Genomic DNA, 17953 nt, shown 5'->3' with positions numbered 1-17953 from the left:
AGTCCAGTCCTTGGTCTTATTTGCAGTCACTCGGCACATACTTGGTGTCCAAAGCATTCTCGGGCACAGGCACACCGACAAATGCCGCCGCACCTTTGGCCAAACACTTCCACTGCACCACCCCATTGACCGTAAGGTTGCTGCCCGTTGGTGCTGGCAAGGCCGCGTCTGAGCCACCGCTACTGGTGTACGGCACCAACAACAAGCTACCGCCACCTGCGGCGGCTGTGGTGGTGATGGTGATGGCCCCCGTCGTGTTGTCAATGCCAATGCTGCTGACGTTCTTGGTGGCGCCCGACCAGGTGTAACCCGCCTGATAGCCCTTGGCGATGTTGCCGCTGTTGACGATATCCAGCACATTGGTTTTGGCAGTTGACGCCAAGCCCAGCCCCTCGCTGACCCGCGCGCGCACCATGTAGTCTTGATAGGCGGGCAATGCCACCGAAGCCAAGATGCCGATGATGGCCACAACGATCATGAGTTCGATCAAGGTAAAGCCGCGTTGCAAAGCGTGTTTCATCGCAAATCCTTTGAAAGAGAGTGGGACGTGGATTCTAGGCAGCGGCTCCTGCAGAAAAGTCAGCGCAAAAGTTCAAAAAAAAGCGAGCGGTGAAACCACCGCTCGCTTTGATTTTGATCACGCCGAAAGGCGATTACTTCAACTGGGCCTTGAGCAATTTGCCCAATTCAGAGGGATTGCGTGTGACGACGAAGCCGCACTCTTCCATGATGGCAAGCTTGGCGTCTGCCGTATCTGCACCGCCAGAAATCAAAGCCCCTGCGTGACCCATGCGCTTGCCGGGAGGGGCCGTCACGCCAGCGATGAAGCCAACGATCGGCTTCTTCATGTTGGCCTTGCACCACATGGCGGCTTCGGCTTCGTCTGGACCACCGATTTCACCAATCATGATGACGGCGTCGGTGTCTGGATCTTCGTTGAACGCTTTCATCACATCGATGTGCTTCAAACCGTTGATGGGGTCACCACCGATACCGACAGCGCTGGATTGACCCAGGCCCACTTCGGTCAACATCGCCACGGCTTCGTAAGTCAAGGTGCCTGAACGCGACACCACACCAATGCGGCCTTTGCGGTGGATGTGACCAGGCATGATGCCGATCTTGATTTCGTCTGGCGTGATGAGGCCTGGACAGTTGGGGCCGAGCAACAAGGTCTTCTTGCCGCCAGCTGCTTCCTTGGCTTTCATCTTGTTGCGCACTTCGAGCATGTCACGCACGGGAATGCCTTCGGTGATACAGATGGCCAAGTCGAGGTCGGCTTCCACAGCTTCCCAGATGGCAGCAGCTGCACCAGCGGGTGGCACGTAAATCACAGACACGGTGGCGCCTGTGTTTTGAGCAGCTTCTTTGACAGAGGCAAAGATTGGCACGTCAAAAATCTTTTCGCCTGCCTTCTTGGGGTTCACACCCGCGACGAAACAGTTTTTACCGTTTGCGTACTCGATGCACTTTTCAGTGTGGAACTGACCGGTTTTGCCGGTGATCCCTTGGGTGATGACCTTGGTGTTTTTATTGATGTAGATTGACATAAAGTGTCCTAGTCAGTTGGAGACAGAGCTCAAGATCTGTCCCACAAGATCATTACTTAACAGCTGCAACGATGGACGTTGCGGCTTCGGCCATGGTGTCGGCAGAGATGATTGGCAAACCTGATTCGGCCAACATTTTCTTACCCAGCTCGTCGTTGGTACCCTTCATGCGCACCACCAATGGCACGGACAAGTTCACCGCTTTACAAGCTGTGATCACGCCGCTGGCAATGGTGTCGCACTTCATGATGCCGCCGAAGATGTTGACCAAAATGCCTTTGACATTCTTATTAGCCAACATGATCTTGAACGCTTCAGTGACTTTTTCAGCTGTCGCGCCGCCGCCCACGTCCAAGAAGTTGGCTGGCTCGCCGCCAAACAACTTGATGGTGTCCATGGTGGCCATGGCCAAGCCAGCACCGTTGACCAAGCAACCGATGTTGCCGTCCAAGCTGATGTAGGCCAAGTCAAACTTGGAAGCTTCCACTTCAGCTGGATCTTCTTCGTCCAAATCGCGGTAAGCCACGATTTCTGAGTGACGGAACAAAGCGTTGGCATCGAAGTTGAACTTCGCGTCCAAAGCCATCACATTGCCTTTGCTGTCGCGGTTCAGGGGGTTGATTTCCACCAACGAGGCGTCAGTTTCCATGTAGCACTGGTACAGCTTCTTGAAGATGTCCACGGCTTGCGCGGTGGAATCTGCAGACATGCCAATAGCGTCTGCAATCTTCTTGGCTTGTGCATCGCCCAAACCAGTCAACGGGTCGATGAACTCGGTGATGATTTTTTCTGGGGTGCTGTGGGCCACTTCTTCAATGTCCATGCCGCCTTCGCTGGAAGCGATGAAAGCAATCTTTTGCGTGGCACGGTCCGTCACGACGGACACGTAATATTCTTTGTGGATGTCGGCGCCGTCTTCAATATAGAGGCGGCGCACTTTTTGGCCTTCTGGGCCAGTTTGGTGGGTCTTGAGCTGCATGCCCAAGATGTCACCGGAGATACGCTTGACGTCTTCGATAGTCTTGGCCACTTTAACGCCGCCGCCTTTGCCGCGGCCGCCCGCGTGGATTTGGGCTTTCACAACCCAAACTGGGCCGCCCAACTTTTGCGCGGCTTCCACCGCTTCTTGCACCGTGAACGCAGGGATACCGCGTGGCACTGGCACACCAAATTGATGCAAGATTTCCTTGCCTTGGTACTCGTGAATCTTCATGAGATCTCTCTTAGTAATCGGTGGATTTGTAATGTTTTGCGCATGCAACGGCACCGAAGAACCGCTGTGCGCAAAGCCTCAAGACTGTATCATGCTGCATTGCGTCAAACTTTTAACTGGCTTACACGAGCCAAGCGACGCCCAACTTTTTTGCACTTTTTGGCGACATCCATGTCTAAAGTCTTCATCGACGGCGAAGCTGGCACCACAGGTCTACAAATTCGCGAACGCTTGAGTCTCATGCCCGCCGTGCAAGTGGTCAGCATTGACCCCACCAAGCGCAAAGATCCCGAAGCCAAACGCGAACTGATGGCTGGCGTGGATATGGTGATCTTATGCCTGCACGACGACCACGCCCGCGAGTCGGTTGCCATGATCGACAGCCTGAGCGGCAAAAAGCCCAAAATCATCGACGCCTCCACCGCGCACCGCGTGGCACTGGGCTGGGTCTATGGCTTCCCAGAACTGGCCGCTGGTCAGCGCGACGCCGTGGCCAAGGCCCAACGCGTGGCCAATCCCGGCTGCTACGCCACGGGTGCGATTGCTTTGTTGCGCCCCTTGATTGATGCGGGCTTGGTACCTGCCGATTTCCCCGTAGCCCTGCCGTCCGTCAGCGGCTACTCGGGTGGCGGTCGCAGCATGATTGAAGACTACGAAGCAGGCAATGCCCCTTTGTTTGAAGCCTATGCCTTAGGCCTCGAACACAAGCACATCCCAGAAATCATGGCCTACACCGGCCTGAGCCGTCGCCCGGTGTTTGTGCCCGCAGTCGGCAACTTCCGCCAAGGCATGTTGGTGCAACTGCCGATTCATTTAGACATGCTGCCTGGCAAACCCAAAGCGGCCGACTTGCATGATGCTTTGGCCAAACATTACGGCTCAAGTGCAGACGGTTGGGTGAGTGTGCAGCCCGCCACTGACAACGGCAAGCTGGACGCCACAGCGTTGAACGACAGCAACCAGCTTGAAATTCGCGTGTTTGCGAACGAAGCCCATCGCCATGCGGTGCTGATCGCGCGTTTGGATAACTTGGGTAAGGGCGCGAGCGGCGCTGCGGTGCAGAACTTGCAGTTGATGCTGGGCGTTTAACGCTTCCTCTTTGCAAGAGCGTCAGCGGTGCTGAGCATATGCGTGTGGCTCATACTCGCTGCGCTCGCCAAATCCCCAAACGCATACGTCCACATCGCTGACTTTGTGTGGGCTAGAAATCTTCCGCGCCAGACACCAGGCGCTTGACGACTTCAGGCGCAAACCCACGGCTCACTAAAAACCGCACTTGTTTGACCCGCGCCGCTTGATCCACAGGCGGTGCTCCAAATTTCTTTCGCCAAACTCCGCGAGCTCTCTCGAGCTCGGTGCTGCGCATCGTTTGCACAGCCTCAGCGATGACCTCGACGGGCAACCCCTTGGCTTGCAATTCTTGACGCACCCGGGATGCACCGAGCTTGCGAGAGCGGCTGTTGACCACCGACTCCAGCACGCGCTGCTCGTTGATGAAGTCCTTGGTCTGCAAAAAATCCAAGGCCTCGGCCAACTCACCTGGTGTTTCTTCAAACGGTTTGAGCTTGCGCTCTAGCTCAAAGCGGGAGTGCTCGCGTTGCGAGAGCAAACGCAAGGCTCGGCCTTTGAGCGAGATTTGAAACCCCTTGGCCCTTTTCGCCTGGGGTTTCTCGTCTTCGTTGGATTCCACGTCGTGTGTCACGAGGCTGGCTTTTCACTCGCGTTAGAAGTACGTGCGCGTTAAGCCACCACGCCGTCGGCATCTGCGTCGGCCGCAGCGCCCTTGGCTTCTTTCGCCGACTTGCTGGCCTTCGGTGCTTTTTCTTCTTTCGCCTCAGGAGCTTCGATGCCGCCGGCCAACAAAGGAATGCCCAAGGATTCGCGCACTTTGTTTTCGATCTCAAACGCAAGCGCCTCGTTCTCACGCAAGAACTCGCGGGCGTTGTCGCGGCCTTGGCCAATTTTTTCGCCGTTGTACGCATACCAAGCGCCTGACTTTTCGATGACCTTGGCGTTCACGCCCATGTCAATGATTTCGCCTTGGCGGCTGATGCCTTCGCCAAACAAGATGTCGAACTCAGCCGTCTTGAAGGGGGGCGCCACTTTGTTTTTCACCACTTTGACTCTCGTCTCGTTGCCCACCGCTTCGTCGCCGCGCTTGATGGTGCCGATGCGGCGAATGTCCAAGCGCACCGAGGCGTAGAACTTGAGCGCGTTACCACCGGTGGTGGTTTCGGGCGAGCCAAACATCACACCAATCTTCATACGGATTTGGTTGATGAAGATCACTGTGCAGTTGGTCTTCTTGATGGAGGCCGTCAGCTTACGCAGCGCTTGGCTCATCAGGCGGGCTTGCAGGCCTGGCAATGAGTCGCCCATGTCACCTTCGAGTTCGGCCTTGGGCGTGAGTGCGGCCACCGAGTCGATCACGACCAAGTCCACCGCACCGGACCGCACCAAACTGTCCACCACTTCAAGCGCTTGTTCGCCGGTGTCGGGTTGGCTGATGAGCAGGTCTTGCAAGTTCACGCCGAGTTTTTGGGCGTATTGCGAATCCAACGCGTGTTCGGCATCCACGAAGGCGCATGTGCCGCCCTGTTTTTGCATCTCGGCAATGACTTGCAAGGTGAGGGTGGTTTTGCCCGATGACTCTGGGCCGTAGATTTCAATCACGCGGCCACGGGGCAAGCCGCCCACGCCCAAGGCGATGTCCAACCCCAAAGAGCCAGTGGAAACGACCTGGATGTCGTCAATCACCTCGCCCTCGCCCAAGCGCATGATGGTGCCCTTGCCGAATTGTTTTTCGATCTGCGCCAAGGCGGCTTGGAGGGCTTTGGCTTTTTCGCTGTCAGCGACGATGGGCTTGTTGTTCATGAAAAATCTCCGTGAAATCAAGGGCTTACCGAGAATATCCAATCACTGCACTTAACAACAACTGGATGCTTAGCCAGTACTTTAACGCAAAGTCTAAACTTGTAAACACTTTTTTTGGTCAACTTGCCTTACCATTTACGCATGGCCTCATCCCCTGCTTTTTCAGCCCAGCAAGACTGGCGACAAATCCACCTCGGGCGTTTGCTCGGCCACGCCATACGGCGTTTTGATGCCCGCGTGTTGCACTTGATGGCGCACAACGAGGACGTGCCGTTGGCACTGTCGAACCTCGCAGCGCGATCGCAAGTGAGTGCGGCGCACATCCACATCACACGCCACCTGAGCCTAGAGGGCTCGCGACTGATCGACCTCGCCGCGAGCGCGGGCATGACCAAGCAAGCCATGGGCGACTTGGTGACGCAGTGCGAGGCTTGGGGTTTGGTACAGCGCACACCCGACCCGCAAGACGCCCGAGCGCGGCGCATTGTGTTCACCCCCACAGGCCTTGCATGGCTGCGCGCTTTCGAGCAAGCGGTGGCGCAAACCGAAGAGGAGTTCAAACAAGAAGTGGGCGCCGACGTGGCGACGGTGGTCAGCCTCGGGTTAGAGGCCTATGCGGGAGCGTACTCAGGCCTAGAATCGCAGCCCTGATACCTTCTAAAAACGCAAGCAACGCTGGAGACAACACATGCGCATCCTAATTGCAGAAGACGACTTGGTCTTGGCCGATGGCCTGTTGCGAACCTTGCGCGCCTCCGGTGCCGCAGCCGATCATGTTGCCAGTGGCACCGAGGCCGACGCCGCGTTGATGACGACCGATGAGTTTGATTTGCTGATCTTGGACCTCGGTCTTCCCAAAATGCACGGCCTTGAAGTGCTCAAGCGCTTGCGCTCACGCGGCTCGTCCATCCCCGTGCTCATCCTCACCGCCGCCGATGGCGTGGAAGAGCGCGTCAAGGGCTTGGACTACGGCGCCGACGACTATATGGCCAAGCCTTTCAGCTTGCAAGAACTCGAAGCTCGTGTGCGCGCCCTCACACGTCGCGGCATGGGTGGCACCTCGTCCTCGATCAAACACGGCCCCTTGGTGTACGACCAAACGGGTCGTGTCGCCACCATTGACGGCAAGATGGTCGAGTTGTCTGCCCGTGAACTTGGTTTGCTGGAAGTGCTGTTGCAACGCAGTGGGCGCTTGGTTAGCAAAGACCAATTGGTCGAACGCTTGTGCGAGTGGGGCGAAGAGGTGAGCAACAACGCGATTGAGGTGTACATCCACCGCCTGCGCAAAAAGATCGAAAAAGGCCCCATCCGCATCGCCACCGTGCGCGGCTTAGGTTATTGCCTCGAAAAAATCCCGAACTAAGCATTTCTCACGTACATGGCAAAGCTGTTTAGGCGCGAGCAGCACTCGCTGTTTGGCGAGATTTTGGATTGGATGCTCACGCCGCTGCTGCTGCTGTGGCCGGTCAGCTTGGCGCTGACTTGGTTGGTGGCACAAAGCATTGCAGGCCGTCCGTTTGACCGTGGCTTGGAGTACAACGTGCAAGCCCTCGCGCAGCTCGTCAAGAGCGATCAAACGCGCATGTATTTCAATTTGCCGCTGCCTGCGCGTGAGATCTTACGTGCAGACGACGCCGACTTGATTTACTACCAAGTGCTGGGCACGCGTGGGGAGTTTGTCAGTGGTGAGCGCGACTTCCCACTGCCGCCAGACGAAGAACAAGCCCAACCCAGCGAAGTACGCATCCGTGATGACGAGATGCGGGGCGCCGATGTCCGGGTGGCCTACGCCTGGGTGCGCGTGGCTGTGCCGGGCGCTAAACCCGTGCTGGTGCAAGTGGGCGAAACGCTTGAGAAGCGCTCGGTATTGGCCACTGAAATTATCAAAGGCGTGATGCTGCCGCAGTTCGTCATCTTGCCCCTCGCGGTGTTGCTGGTGTGGCTGGCGTTGGCGCGCGGCATTCGCCCACTGAACAAATTGGAGGAGCGCATTCGGCAGCGCTTACCCGATGATTTAAGCCCGCTGGATGACACGGCCGTGCCGCAAGAAGTGGCGCCGCTGGTGGCGTCGATCAACGATTTGTTGACGCGGCTGAAGGAGTCCATCGCCACGCAAAAGCGCTTCTTGGCCGATGCGGCGCATCAACTCAAAACACCGCTGGCGGGCTTGCGTATGCAAGCGGATTTGGCGCAACGCGCGGACTCTAGTGCGGAGGAGCTCAAACAGTCGTTGAAACTGATTGGTCGCGCCAGCATTCGCGCCACGCACACGGTCAACCAGCTTTTGTCTTTGGCGCGCGCTGAAAGTGGCAGCACCAACATTGCACGCAGCCCCTGTGATTTGGTGAGCTTGGTCAGTGATGTGATTCAAGACACATTGCCCCGCGCTTTGGACAAACACATTGATCTTGGCTACGAAGGTGCAGAGCTCGGCAGCACTGGCTTGCGCGTGATGGGTAACCCGACGCTACTCAAAGAAATGGTACGCAACTTGGTTGGCAACGCCATCAACTACACGCCCTCTACCGAGGAGAACCCGGGCGTCATTACCGTGCGTTTGTTGGCGGATAAGTTTGGCAAAGTGGTGGTGGTGCAGGTGGAAGACTCGGGGCCTGGCATTCCAGAAGCGGAGCGCGATTTGGTGTTTCAGCCTTTTTACCGGGCTTTGGGCACCGAAGCAGATGGCTCTGGCCTTGGTCTGCCGATCGTCATGGAAATTGCTCACCAACATGCAGCCGTGGTGACGCTGGAGGATGCATTCCCGGGCAAGCCCATGCCGGGGGCGCGCTTCACCGTGCGCTTCTCTAACACCCAAGACTAAAACGCACGGGATGGTCGCTCAAGCGATCAGCGCCGTGGCTGTTTTGTAAAACACCCAAGTGATGAACCACGCAGCAACCAGCGGCCACACCACCGACAGCACGGTGAAGCCTAAAGACTTTGTTTCTTTGCGGATGGTGGCAATAGTGGACACACATGGTGTGTAAATCAATACAAACACCATGAAGCTGTAAGCCTGTACCCATGTGATTTGTTGGGTAATAGTCTGCACCAAGGCAGCGCCCTCTTGGCCATAAATCACAGCCAATGAACCGATCACAATTTCTTTAGCGATGAAGCCAAACAACAACGCAAGTGTTAACTCAGCATTGATGCCAATGGGTTGAAAAAGCGGTTGCAACCAATGGCCCAACTGACCCGCCCACGAGTCAACACTGCCCGGCTCCACGTCTTGTGGAAAGTTGGTCAGCACCCAAATCATGACCACACCAATCACGATGAAGCGTGTGGCGCGGTTCAAAAAGTGACGCACCTCTTGCCAGCCTGCGAGCGCCATCTGACGAACGGTTGGAAAGCGATAGGGCGGCATTTCCAACACAAAGGCATCGTTGTTCACATACTGGCGCTTGAAGATCAGCGAGGTGACGATCGACATCGCGATACTCATCACATACAGAGAGAACAACACCCAAGGCGCCTGCTCCGCCGTGAACAGTGCCGCAATTAAAAACACAAACACCTGCATGCGTGCCGAGCACAATGAAAACGGAATGGTCAGCATCGTCAAATAGCGCAAGCCTTTGGAGCGAATCACACGCGTCCCCATCAGGGCCGGCACGTTGCAACCAAAGCCCATCAAGAGCATCACAAAGCTGCGGCCATCCAAGCCAAATTTGGCCATCAACGCGTCCATCAAAAACGCAGCGCGCGACAAATAGCCCGTGTCTTCCACTATGCCCATGAACAAAAAGAAAAGCACAATCAGCGGCACAAAACTCGCGACGGTACTCAAACCGTTGTAAATGCCGTCAAGCAACAAACCCTGCGCCCACATAGGCAGATGCGCAAACAACGGCTCAAGCACCAACAGCCGAAACTCACCCAACAGCCATGTCGCACCATCTTGAAGCGGCTTGCCAATGGTAAACACGCCCTGAAAAAGCAAAAGCATCACCGCAAAGAAAATCGGCAAGCCCAGCACGGGATGCAGCAACACTTTGTCCAATTTTTCTGTCGTCGCATTCGACGCTTGGGCCGGCACCTTGATGGATGCGCTGAAGGCTTGTTCCACCTCTGCCAAGGCAGGCAAATAAGGCTGGCTTCTTGTCTCATTGAAAGCTTGACGCACGGCAGGCTGCAAGCGCTCAACCCCTTGGCCGTATTTGGCTGAAAGCAAATGTATTGGCAATTGCAGCTTGGCGCTCAACGTCGCGACATCCACATGGATGCCCATGGCACTGACTTCGTCCACCATGTTCAACACCAATAATATCGGCACGCTCTTGGCCATGACCTGACTCAGCAGATTCAGCTGACGCTCGTACTGCGATGTGTTCAGCACAAAGATGATCAGATCTGGCGCATGCTGTTCTAAAAACTGGGTGACCACCCGCTCATCATCCGAGTAGCCATGCAGGTCATAGATGCCGGGCAAATCCACCATGTGCACCACTTGATCGCCCACGATCAAACGCGCGTTGAGGAGCTCCACGGTCAAGCCGGGCCAATTACCCACACGCGCGTGTGCGCCTGTCAGTCGATTGAAGAGGGTGGACTTGCCCGTGTTGGGCATGCCCAAAAGTGCGACGCGTTTCACGTGGCGATGCGCTTATGGCGCAGTAGAGAGAGTGCTGGCTAAACAAATACAGCAGGCTTCTTTGACGCGAAGAATGAGCTCGCTGGTACCCACGCGCAAGTGCATAGGGCCACCAAACTTGGCGCGGCGCAGCACGCGCACATACGAACCTTCTTTGAGCCCCAAAGCGAAAAACCGCTTTTTCAACTCAGCCTCCACATTGATGGCCATCACGCTCGCAGACTCGCCCGTGGCGAGTCTTTCCAAAGTCACTGGCAATTGGCTGGACGTAGTCATGGTTGAAACATTTGCTTTCATGGCGCAGTTTTTAAAACTCGGGCAATTTTAAACCCGAAACGCAAATACGAATGATTTGCAATTATACTTATTCTACTCCCAGCCCTTGTCTTTGCGTTCATCTCCCATGTTTAAGCCCTGTTTTTTAGCGCCTTTCTTGATCTGTTCGACATTCCTTGCCGGATGTGGTGGCGGCGGCGCAACACCAGAAGCGGCCACCCCGCTGAGTGCTGCCGCTCAGGTGGGACAGTTGATTTTCAAAGACCCCAGTTTGTCAGCCTCAGGCACCATGTCCTGTCAAACCTGCCATGACCCCAGCATTGGACACGCCTCTCCATTTGCGCAAGCTGTCGTGGATGTGGGCCCATTGGCCAATCAAAAAGGGCTGCGCACACCACCCGCCATCAACTACCTCAAGTTCAATGGCCCATTCAAATTTGAAAACGGTACGCCCAAAGGCGGCTTTTTTGGGGATGGCCGTGCCGACTCGTTGGCAGCACAAGCCAAAGGCCCGTTTTTAAATGTCGCTGAGATGGCTAACCTCAATGAGGCCGCCGTCATCGTCAAACTCAGCAATGCCACATACAAAGACCAATTTAAAAAAGTCTTTGGCGCAGAGATCTTGAACGACCCAGTCGCCGCCTTCGACCGCATGGCGTTTGCACTAGAGCGCTACCAAATAGAAGATGCCGACTTTGCGCCATTCAACAGCAAATTTGACGCGGTGAACCAAGGCCAAGAAGCATTCACCGCCGAAGAGCTCCGCGGTCTCATGTGGTTCAACCGTTCAGACAAGGGCAACTGCGCCGCTTGCCATCCCAGCACAAAGCCAGACAACGCCCCCGCCGCGTTGTTCACCGACTTCTCGTATGACAGCCTTGGCGTGCCACGCAACGCCGACATCGCGGCCAACAGCGATGCCGGCTTTTACGACAAAGGTCTATGCGGCCCCGTGCGCCTCGACCTGTCGGCGCAAACCCCTCTGTGCGGCAAGTTCAAAGTGCCCAGCCTGAGAAACGTCGCTCAACGCAAACGCTTTTTCCACAACGGCAAATTCACGACGCTTGAAGAGGTGGTCGACTTCTACATCACACGCGATACGCGCGCCACCCATTGGTACACCAACGCATTGAACGTGTTCACTTTGTACAACGACTTGCCCCCCAACGAACGCCAAAACGTGAACACCTCCGAAGGGCCATACAACCGCAGCGGCCAAACAGCCGCATTAGATGACAGCGAGAAACGCGATTTGATCGCCTTCCTCAAAACACTGAGTGATCGCTAAACCTAAACATTGCAAGGACCCACCATGACATTCAAAACCACACTCATCGCAACAGCCGTGCTCTTGGCCTGCCAAGTCGGCCATGCACAAACCGCCAAAGAGGTAGCGCTTGAAATGCGACACATGCGCGAAGAGCTGCGCCAACTGCGCGCAGAGCTAAACATGCTTAAGCAACAAAAGGCACAAGAAGCGGCACCGCCAACCCCCGTTACAGCCCAAAGCAATAGCACACCAGCAGCGGTAGCCACCCGAACCCCGCCCGCGGGCGAAGCTGCCCCCAATCCAGTGAACTTGTTTGGCTACGGTGAGCTGACTTTCACGCGCCCCAAAAACAACATTGCAGGCGCTGAAGCTACCGCGCGGCGTGCCGTGCTGGGCTTTGGCTACCGATTCAATGACCGCACACGCTTTGCTGCCGAACTCGAAGTGGAACATGCCGTCGTTTCAAAAAATGACAGCGGCGAAGTGGCCTTTGAGCAGCTCTATGTGGAGCATGACGTCAGTGACGGCTTGTCTGCCAAGATGGGTTTGTTCTTGCTGCCCGTGGGCTACATGAATGAGAGCCACGAACCCACTCGCTACTACGGCGTGACCCGCAACTTGGTGGAAACCGCCATCATCCCCTCCACATGGCGTGAACTGGGCCTTGGCTTACGCGGCACACAAGACTCGAGCCTTCGGTGGGACGCGGGCGTGGTCACCAGCTTTGACTTGACCAAGTGGCCAACCGACAGCGCTGAAACCAAAGAGTCCCCGCTCGGGGCCATCCACCAAGAAGGACAAAGAGCCAAGGCCGTCTCGCTCGGCTACTACGGAGCGCTCAACTACGACGGTGTGCCTGGTGTGAACTTCGGTGGCAGCTTGTTCCAAGGTGGAATTGGTCAAAAGCAACCCACAATTGCATCGCCCAATGCCTCAGTGACCTTGGCCGAAATGCACACCAAGTGGCAAGTAGGGTCTTGGGACTTATCCGCACTGGCCGCGCAAGGCCGCTTTCATGACGTGAGTGCCTTCAATGCCTCCGGCAACGGCGTGAACCCTGTGCCAAACCAATTCAGAGGTTGGTACACGCAAGCGGCTTATCGCTTATGGCGCAAGGGTGATACCAGCTTGGTGCCATTCACACGCTATGAACGCGTCAACACCGCGCTGGGCTTCTCGGGACTCGGCGGCTTGGCACCCGCCAATGAGCCAGACACCAAGGTGTGGACGGTCGGTGCCAGCTATTACCTGCACCCACAAGTGGTGGTGAAGATGGATATGCAAAAGTACCAAAACAACAGCGCGCTCGATCGCTTCAACATGGGCCTTGGCTTCCACTATTGATATGCACAAACCACCCCTCACCAATCGACGCGCGGCATTGCAAAAACTTGGGGCCGCCAGTTTGTGCACCAGCCCATGGTTCGGCGGCACGGTATTGGCCGCAGTTTTCATGGACGTCGAACAAGCGCAAAAGCTGCTGCTTCCGAATGCGGAGGCATTTCAGGCGTTGGGCGTGCCTTTGGATGCCCCCTTGTTGAATGCCATCGCCAAAGCTTGTGACACGCGTGTTCCCAAAAACTTCAATCCCAAAATTTGGCGTGCCACGCAAGCCGACAAGGCCTTGGGTTGGGTCATTTCCGACCGCGTGATCGGTAAATACGACCTGATCGACTATGCCGCAGGCTTTGATGCGCAAGGCACCACCTTGGGCATGGAGGTGTTGACTTACCGCGAGTCGCACGGCTCCGAAATCAAACAAACCGCGTGGCGCAAACAATTTGTTGGCAAAAGAGGCCCCGACGCCATGCACTTCGCGGATGACATTCGCAACATCTCTGGTGCCACGCTGTCGTGTCAGCATGTGACCGAAGGCATGCAACGCTTGAGTGCGTTGGCATCGTTTCTGGTGTCTAGAAAGTAAACAACACATGCTGATCGCCAGAGCCCACACTTTGCTCGGCACCGTGGTTGCCGTCCACGTGCATGCCGAGACGGCGGATCGCGCACGCGTGGAAGACGCCATCGCGCAAGCCTTGGCCAGCGTCGCACACATTGGGCGTGTGATGAGCGCGCATCACGCCGAATCCGATCTTGGGCGCCTTTCACGCGCACGCACAGGCGATGTGCTGATGCTTGACGCACAAACGGTGCGCGTCATCGGCGCGGCGCAATACTGGTGGCAGCTCAGTCGTGGTGTGTTCAACCCCTGTCGCGCAGCGCAAACCCTTGCACACGCTGGTCTGCGACCAGGGCTTGCTTGCAACGCAACGGGCTCACTCAACGACATCTGCATCCGCGCGGACGCCGACGTTGAATTGTCTGCCCCTGTGGCGCTTGACTTGGGTGGCATCGCCAAAGGCTATGCCGTGGACTGCGCGGTGGAGGTGCTGCGCGCCTGTGGCGTGGACAACGCCTTGGTCAACGCAGGCGGAGATTTGCGAGCCGTCGGCCATCGACGCTGGCCCATCGATGTGCGACACGCCCAAACCCACTTGATGGACGGTCGCTTGCAACACAAAACGCACATCCAACACATGGCTCTGGCCACGTCTGTTGCGGGTGCACTCAACCCAGAGCTTGTCATGGCAAGACCACGCCGCAAACCCCGTTGGACCAGCGTGACCGTTCAAGCCTCAACCTGCATGGCGGCTGATGCATTGACCAAATGGGCCATGCAGGCCAGCGCACTGTGCCCCGATTTACGCGCTGCGTTACGACACCATCACGGCCGCATGTGGAGAACGCCATGACACGAACCAAACACTTAGCTGGCTGGGGTCGGTCCACTTTTTTGTGGATGGCTGCAGTGAGCCTGCTGCTCTTGGGCACAGGCGTGGTGATGTTCGTGTGGCCTGCTTCTGAGTTGGCTGAGATGACGCCTAGCCAAGCGTCTTGGCGTCATGCCGCTGGTGTGGTGCATGGCATTTCGACGTGGCTGTTTTGCCTGCTGTGCGGCCGAGGTGTTTGGCCACATGTGCGTGTGATGTGGCATAAGCGTAGCGACACCTTTCAATGGGCGCTAGGGCTCGCCACCTTGACATTGTTGGCAGCGATTGCCCTAGGCGGCTTGGCCTTGCTCTATGGCAGTCCTGACATGCATGACTGGGTGTCCCCGGTTCACTTTTGGCTAGGGGCGTTTTGCCCCTTATTATTTTTGGCACACGCTTGGCGAAGGTTTCTGCCGATGCGCCTTGATCAAAATTTATGAAAGAACACACCATGGATATGGAGAAGTATTCTTCGCAGCTCAAAAGCAAGGGCCTGAAGGTGACGAGCCCGCGCGTCACCGTGCTTGAAATCTTCAACCAAAGCGACTCGCGACATCGACATTTGTCTGCGGAAGATGTTTACAAAAAGGTCCTCGAACACGAAGGCGACATTGGTTTAGCCACGGTCTATCGGGTACTCACGCAGTTTTCTGCTGCTGGCATTTTGGTGGCGACCAATTTTGAAACCGGTAAAACCACGTTTGAACTCAACGAGGGCGGTCATCACGACCATTTGGTGTGTCTGAGCTGTGGCAGCGTGGTTGAATTCCATGATGAAGAAGTCGAATCGCGCCAAGAGAAAATCGCCAAACAACATGGGTTCAAACTGATCAACCACTCCATGTCGCTGTACGGCTTGTGCTCTAAGCCTGAATGTGCTGAATCGACGTGACGCAAGGCGGTCTCAATCGGGCTCATTGAGACAAACAATCACCATCCCAAAAAATCTTGTCTATCATTCGCATCAATGAGTTTTTCTCATTCGATAGTTTTTAACAACCACCCAAAGGAAACCACATGTCTTTGATCAATACCCAAATCCAACCGTTCAAAAACCAAGCCTTCCACAACGGCAAGTTCATCGAAGTGACAGAAGCCACGCTCAAAGGCAAGTGGAACGTGCTCATCTTCATGCCAGCCGCATTCACCTTCAACTGCCCCACAGAAATTGAAGACGCAGCTGACAACTACGCCGCCTTCCAAAAAGCTGGTGCTGAGGTCTACATCGTCACCACCGACACGCACTTCTCACACAAAGTGTGGCACGAAACTTCACCTGCTGTGGGCAAAGCCAAGTTCCCGTTGGTCGGCGACCCCACACACAAGCTGACACGCGCTTTTGGCGTGCACATCGAAGAAGACGGCCTGGCTTTGCGCGGCACCTTCGTGATCAACCCAGAAGGCATGATCAAAACCATGGAAGTCCATTCCAACGAAATCGCTCGCGACGTGTCTGAGACATTGCGCAAGTTGACAGCCGCTCAGTACACCGCCGCTAACCCAGGCCAAGTGTGTCCAGCGAAATGGAAAGAAGGCGCGAAGACTTTGGCACCTTCCATCGACTTGGTCGGCAAGATCTAATTTTTGTCATTGAAGCCACCCCCTGCGCAAGCAGGGCCGTGATGGTTCAACACCTGCTCACGCAGGACGTTGACCGCAGCGCATGGGCCTCCAACCCCGTGCGTTGTACTCAACGAATTCCCACCCTTTTGAACCCCCAAGACCAGCACGACAAGTGCATGGCCTAGGATGTTTGCACCCTGAAACAGGAGAACACCATGCTCGACGACGCCCTCAAAACCCAACTTCAACAGTACCTTGGCATGCTGCGCCAGCCCATCCGTTTGGTCGCATCCCTCGACGACAGCGAGACCGGCAAAGACATGGGCGAGTTGCTCCACACCATCGCGGGACTGTCAGACAAAGTCACGCTCGACATCTCGGGCAACGATGCACGCAAGCCATCCTTCGCCGTGGTGCGCGAAGGCCAAAACGTGAATGAAGGACAAGGCGTGCGCTTTGCAGGCTTGCCACTCGGCCATGAGTTCACCTCTTTGGTGTTGGCCTTGTTGTGGACCGGCGGCCACCCACCCAAGGTGGAGCAAGACGTGATCGACGCTATCCAAGGCTTGGCTGGGGACTTCAACTTTGAGGTCTACATGTCCCTGAGCTGCCACAACTGCCCCGACGTGGTGCAAGTCCTCTCGCTCATGGCCATCGTCAACCCCAAGGTCAAGACCGTGGTGATTGAAGGCGGCGCGTTCCAAAAGGAAGTGGAAGAGCGTCAAATCATGGCCGTGCCCATGGTGTTTTTGAACGGCCAAGTGTTTGGCTCGGGCCGCATGAGCGTCGAAGAAATCGTGGCCAAACTCGACACGAACGCCGCCGCGCGCGACGCTGTGAAGATGAGCGAGAAAGCCCCTTACGACGTGTTGATCGTGGGCGGTGGCCCCGCCGGTGCAGCCGCTGCGGTGTATGCCGCCCGCAAAGGCATTCGCGTGGGTATTGCGGCTGAGCGCTTTGGCGGCCAGTTGAACGACACCATGTCGATTGAAAACTACATCTCGGTGCTAGAAACCAACGGCCCCAAACTCGCCGCCGAGTTGGAAGCCCAAGTGCGCCACTACAACGTGGACATCATGAACCTGCAACGCGCCAGCCAAATCGTGCCTGCGGCGCAAGCGGGTGGCCTGACCGAAGTGCGCTTGGACAACGGCGGTGTGCTCAAAGCCAAAAGCGTCATCCTCTCCACTGGCGCACGCTGGCGTAATGTGAACGTGCCTGGCGAAGCCGAGTACAAAAACAAAGGCGTGGCCTACTGCCCACACTGCGACGGCCCCTTGTTCAAAGGCAAGCGCGTGGCCGTGATTGGTGGCGGCAACTCGGGCGTGGAAGCCGCCATTGATTTGGCAGGCATCGTCGAACACGTGACGCTGATTGAGTTTGCCGACCAACTCAAAGCCGATGCGGTGTTGGTCAACAAGCTCAAAAGCTTGCCCAACGTGACCATCCACGCCAACGCACAAACCACCGAGATCACGGGCGAAGGCGGCAAGGTCAATGGTTTGAGCTACAAAGACCGCGCCACCGACACCGTGCATCACATTGCGCTGGAAGGTGTGTTTGTGCAAATCGGCTTGGTGCCCAACACCGAGTTCTTGAAAGGCTCGTTGGAGCTGAGCAAGTTTGGCGAGATCGTGGTGGATGCCAAAGGCCACACCAGCATGCCCGGCGTGTTTGCTGCGGGTGACTGCACCACCGTGCCCTACAAACAAATCATCATTGCGGCGGGCGAGGGTGCGAAGGCGGCGTTGTCGGCGTTTGAGTATTTGATTAGGCCGGGGTGGTTAGGGAAGGGTCGCGGGGGGGGGGGGGGGCGGCCCCGCGCGCGCCCGGCCCCGC

At 56.5% G+C, this 17953-nt stretch carries 19 protein-coding genes; 12 read left to right on the top strand and 7 right to left on the bottom strand.

Annotation, left to right across the window (positions count from 1 at the left end):
* Window positions 1-16: 16 nt before the first annotated feature.
* From RMS03_RS07270 to sucC, 3 genes are all read right to left on the bottom strand, one after another.
* The gene (locus RMS03_RS07270) at window positions 17-520 is read right to left on the bottom strand and encodes a pilin (protein ID WP_310626416.1); all 504 of its coding nucleotides are present in this window, start codon (window positions 518-520) and stop codon (window positions 17-19) included.
* A 133-nt stretch (window positions 521-653) separates the two neighbouring features.
* Entirely contained in the window at window positions 654-1550 is an 897-nt protein-coding gene (sucD, locus tag RMS03_RS07265; RefSeq protein WP_310626415.1) for a succinate--CoA ligase subunit alpha, read from the bottom strand.
* 52 nt (window positions 1551-1602) lie between these two features.
* The gene (gene sucC, locus RMS03_RS07260) at window positions 1603-2763 is read right to left on the bottom strand and encodes an ADP-forming succinate--CoA ligase subunit beta (RefSeq protein WP_310626414.1); all 1161 of its coding nucleotides are present in this window, start codon (window positions 2761-2763) and stop codon (window positions 1603-1605) included.
* A 171-nt stretch (window positions 2764-2934) separates the two neighbouring features.
* Here sucC and argC point away from each other — a divergent pair, with 171 nt between their 5' ends.
* On the top strand, window positions 2935-3852 hold the full coding sequence (argC, locus tag RMS03_RS07255) for an N-acetyl-gamma-glutamyl-phosphate reductase (RefSeq protein ID WP_310626413.1): 918 nt from the start codon (window positions 2935-2937) through the stop codon (window positions 3850-3852).
* A gap of 112 nt (window positions 3853-3964) precedes the next feature.
* Here the strand turns inward: argC and recX are convergent, their stop codons facing one another.
* Together recX and recA are read right to left on the bottom strand one after the other, a co-directional pair.
* Window positions 3965-4453, bottom strand: a complete 489-nt coding sequence (recX, locus tag RMS03_RS07250) for a recombination regulator RecX (RefSeq protein ID WP_405023515.1) — start codon at window positions 4451-4453, stop codon at window positions 3965-3967.
* A gap of 50 nt (window positions 4454-4503) precedes the next feature.
* Window positions 4504-5637 (bottom strand): recombinase RecA, encoded by a 1134-nt coding sequence (gene recA / locus RMS03_RS07245; protein WP_310626411.1) that lies wholly within the window; start codon window positions 5635-5637, stop codon window positions 4504-4506.
* A 141-nt stretch (window positions 5638-5778) separates the two neighbouring features.
* Here recA and RMS03_RS07240 point away from each other — a divergent pair, with 141 nt between their 5' ends.
* Genes RMS03_RS07240 through RMS03_RS07230 form a run of 3 tightly spaced genes read left to right on the top strand, consistent with a single transcriptional unit; the run spans window position 5779 to window position 8458 of the window.
* The gene (locus tag RMS03_RS07240) at window positions 5779-6288 is read left to right on the top strand and encodes a MarR family winged helix-turn-helix transcriptional regulator (RefSeq protein ID WP_310626410.1); all 510 of its coding nucleotides are present in this window, start codon (window positions 5779-5781) and stop codon (window positions 6286-6288) included.
* A 37-nt stretch (window positions 6289-6325) separates the two neighbouring features.
* Window positions 6326-7000 (top strand): response regulator transcription factor, encoded by a 675-nt coding sequence (locus RMS03_RS07235; protein ID WP_310626409.1) that lies wholly within the window; start codon window positions 6326-6328, stop codon window positions 6998-7000.
* A 15-nt stretch (window positions 7001-7015) separates the two neighbouring features.
* Window positions 7016-8458 (top strand): sensor histidine kinase N-terminal domain-containing protein, encoded by a 1443-nt coding sequence (locus RMS03_RS07230; protein WP_310626408.1) that lies wholly within the window; start codon window positions 7016-7018, stop codon window positions 8456-8458.
* A gap of 18 nt (window positions 8459-8476) precedes the next feature.
* Here the strand turns inward: RMS03_RS07230 and feoB are convergent, their stop codons facing one another.
* Window positions 8477-10234: a ferrous iron transport protein B gene (gene feoB / locus RMS03_RS07225; protein WP_310626407.1), complete on the bottom strand. Its 1758-nt coding sequence runs from the start codon at window positions 10232-10234 to the stop codon at window positions 8477-8479.
* 12 nt (window positions 10235-10246) lie between these two features.
* The gene (locus tag RMS03_RS07220) at window positions 10247-10510 is read right to left on the bottom strand and encodes a FeoA family protein (protein ID WP_310626406.1); all 264 of its coding nucleotides are present in this window, start codon (window positions 10508-10510) and stop codon (window positions 10247-10249) included.
* A gap of 127 nt (window positions 10511-10637) precedes the next feature.
* On the opposite strand from RMS03_RS07220, the gene RMS03_RS07215 reads away from it, so the two are divergent.
* The 8 genes from RMS03_RS07215 to ahpF all read left to right on the top strand — a co-directional run.
* Window positions 10638-11798 carry a cytochrome c peroxidase gene (locus RMS03_RS07215; RefSeq protein WP_310626405.1) on the top strand — a complete coding sequence of 387 codons (1161 nt, stop codon included), beginning with the start codon at window positions 10638-10640 and terminating at the stop codon, window positions 11796-11798.
* A 24-nt stretch (window positions 11799-11822) separates the two neighbouring features.
* Window positions 11823-13124, top strand: coding sequence for a hypothetical protein (locus RMS03_RS07210; protein ID WP_310626404.1), 1302 nt, complete (start codon window positions 11823-11825; stop codon window positions 13122-13124).
* A gap of 1 nt (window position 13125) precedes the next feature.
* Window positions 13126-13704, top strand: coding sequence for an FMN-binding protein (locus RMS03_RS07205; RefSeq protein ID WP_310626403.1), 579 nt, complete (start codon window positions 13126-13128; stop codon window positions 13702-13704).
* Window positions 13705-13711: 7 nt separating this feature from the next.
* On the top strand, window positions 13712-14533 hold the full coding sequence (locus RMS03_RS07200) for an FAD:protein FMN transferase (RefSeq protein WP_310626402.1): 822 nt from the start codon (window positions 13712-13714) through the stop codon (window positions 14531-14533).
* Window positions 14530-14991 carry a hypothetical protein gene (locus RMS03_RS07195; RefSeq protein WP_310626401.1) on the top strand — a complete coding sequence of 154 codons (462 nt, stop codon included), beginning with the start codon at window positions 14530-14532 and terminating at the stop codon, window positions 14989-14991. The genes RMS03_RS07200 and RMS03_RS07195 overlap by 4 nt, the downstream gene beginning before the upstream one ends.
* Window positions 14992-15008: 17 nt before the next feature.
* Window positions 15009-15443 (top strand): ferric iron uptake transcriptional regulator, encoded by a 435-nt coding sequence (gene fur, locus RMS03_RS07190; protein ID WP_310626448.1) that lies wholly within the window; start codon window positions 15009-15011, stop codon window positions 15441-15443.
* Window positions 15444-15568: 125 nt separating this feature from the next.
* Window positions 15569-16132, top strand: coding sequence for an alkyl hydroperoxide reductase subunit C (gene ahpC, locus RMS03_RS07185; protein ID WP_310626400.1), 564 nt, complete (start codon window positions 15569-15571; stop codon window positions 16130-16132).
* 197 nt (window positions 16133-16329) lie between these two features.
* Window positions 16330-17953, top strand: a 1624-nt coding sequence (gene ahpF / locus RMS03_RS07180) for an alkyl hydroperoxide reductase subunit F (RefSeq protein ID WP_310626399.1), incomplete at its 3' end; no start/stop codon positions are given.

Origin of the sequence: Limnohabitans sp., from assembly GCF_031538885.1 — a bacterium.
Taxonomy (GTDB): domain Bacteria; phylum Pseudomonadota; class Gammaproteobacteria; order Burkholderiales; family Burkholderiaceae_C; genus Limnohabitans.
Note: the sequence above shows the minus strand (reverse complement) of the source record. Positions and strands in the feature narration are given on the sequence as shown.

Excerpts from the sequence above, each read along its gene's own strand:
- RMS03_RS07270 (WP_310626416.1), bottom strand. The coding sequence starts at position 520 with ATGAAACACGCTTTGCAACGCGGCTTTACCTTGATCGAACTCATGATC.
- sucD (WP_310626415.1), bottom strand. The coding sequence starts at position 1,550 with ATGTCAATCTACATCAATAAAAACACCAAGGTCATCACCCAAGGGATC.
- sucC (WP_310626414.1), bottom strand. The coding sequence starts at position 2,763 with ATGAAGATTCACGAGTACCAAGGCAAGGAAATCTTGCATCAATTTGGT.
- argC (WP_310626413.1), top strand. The coding sequence starts at position 2,935 with ATGTCTAAAGTCTTCATCGACGGCGAAGCTGGCACCACAGGTCTACAA.
- recA (WP_310626411.1), bottom strand. The coding sequence starts at position 5,637 with ATGAACAACAAGCCCATCGTCGCTGACAGCGAAAAAGCCAAAGCCCTC.
- RMS03_RS07240 (WP_310626410.1), top strand. The coding sequence starts at position 5,779 with ATGGCCTCATCCCCTGCTTTTTCAGCCCAGCAAGACTGGCGACAAATC.
- RMS03_RS07235 (WP_310626409.1), top strand. The coding sequence starts at position 6,326 with ATGCGCATCCTAATTGCAGAAGACGACTTGGTCTTGGCCGATGGCCTG.
- RMS03_RS07230 (WP_310626408.1), top strand. The coding sequence starts at position 7,016 with ATGGCAAAGCTGTTTAGGCGCGAGCAGCACTCGCTGTTTGGCGAGATT.
- RMS03_RS07220 (WP_310626406.1), bottom strand. The coding sequence starts at position 10,510 with ATGACTACGTCCAGCCAATTGCCAGTGACTTTGGAAAGACTCGCCACG.
- RMS03_RS07215 (WP_310626405.1), top strand. The coding sequence starts at position 10,638 with ATGTTTAAGCCCTGTTTTTTAGCGCCTTTCTTGATCTGTTCGACATTC.
- RMS03_RS07210 (WP_310626404.1), top strand. The coding sequence starts at position 11,823 with ATGACATTCAAAACCACACTCATCGCAACAGCCGTGCTCTTGGCCTGC.
- RMS03_RS07205 (WP_310626403.1), top strand. The coding sequence starts at position 13,126 with ATGCACAAACCACCCCTCACCAATCGACGCGCGGCATTGCAAAAACTT.
- RMS03_RS07200 (WP_310626402.1), top strand. The coding sequence starts at position 13,712 with ATGCTGATCGCCAGAGCCCACACTTTGCTCGGCACCGTGGTTGCCGTC.
- RMS03_RS07195 (WP_310626401.1), top strand. The coding sequence starts at position 14,530 with ATGACACGAACCAAACACTTAGCTGGCTGGGGTCGGTCCACTTTTTTG.
- fur (WP_310626448.1), top strand. The coding sequence starts at position 15,009 with ATGGAGAAGTATTCTTCGCAGCTCAAAAGCAAGGGCCTGAAGGTGACG.
- ahpC (WP_310626400.1), top strand. The coding sequence starts at position 15,569 with ATGTCTTTGATCAATACCCAAATCCAACCGTTCAAAAACCAAGCCTTC.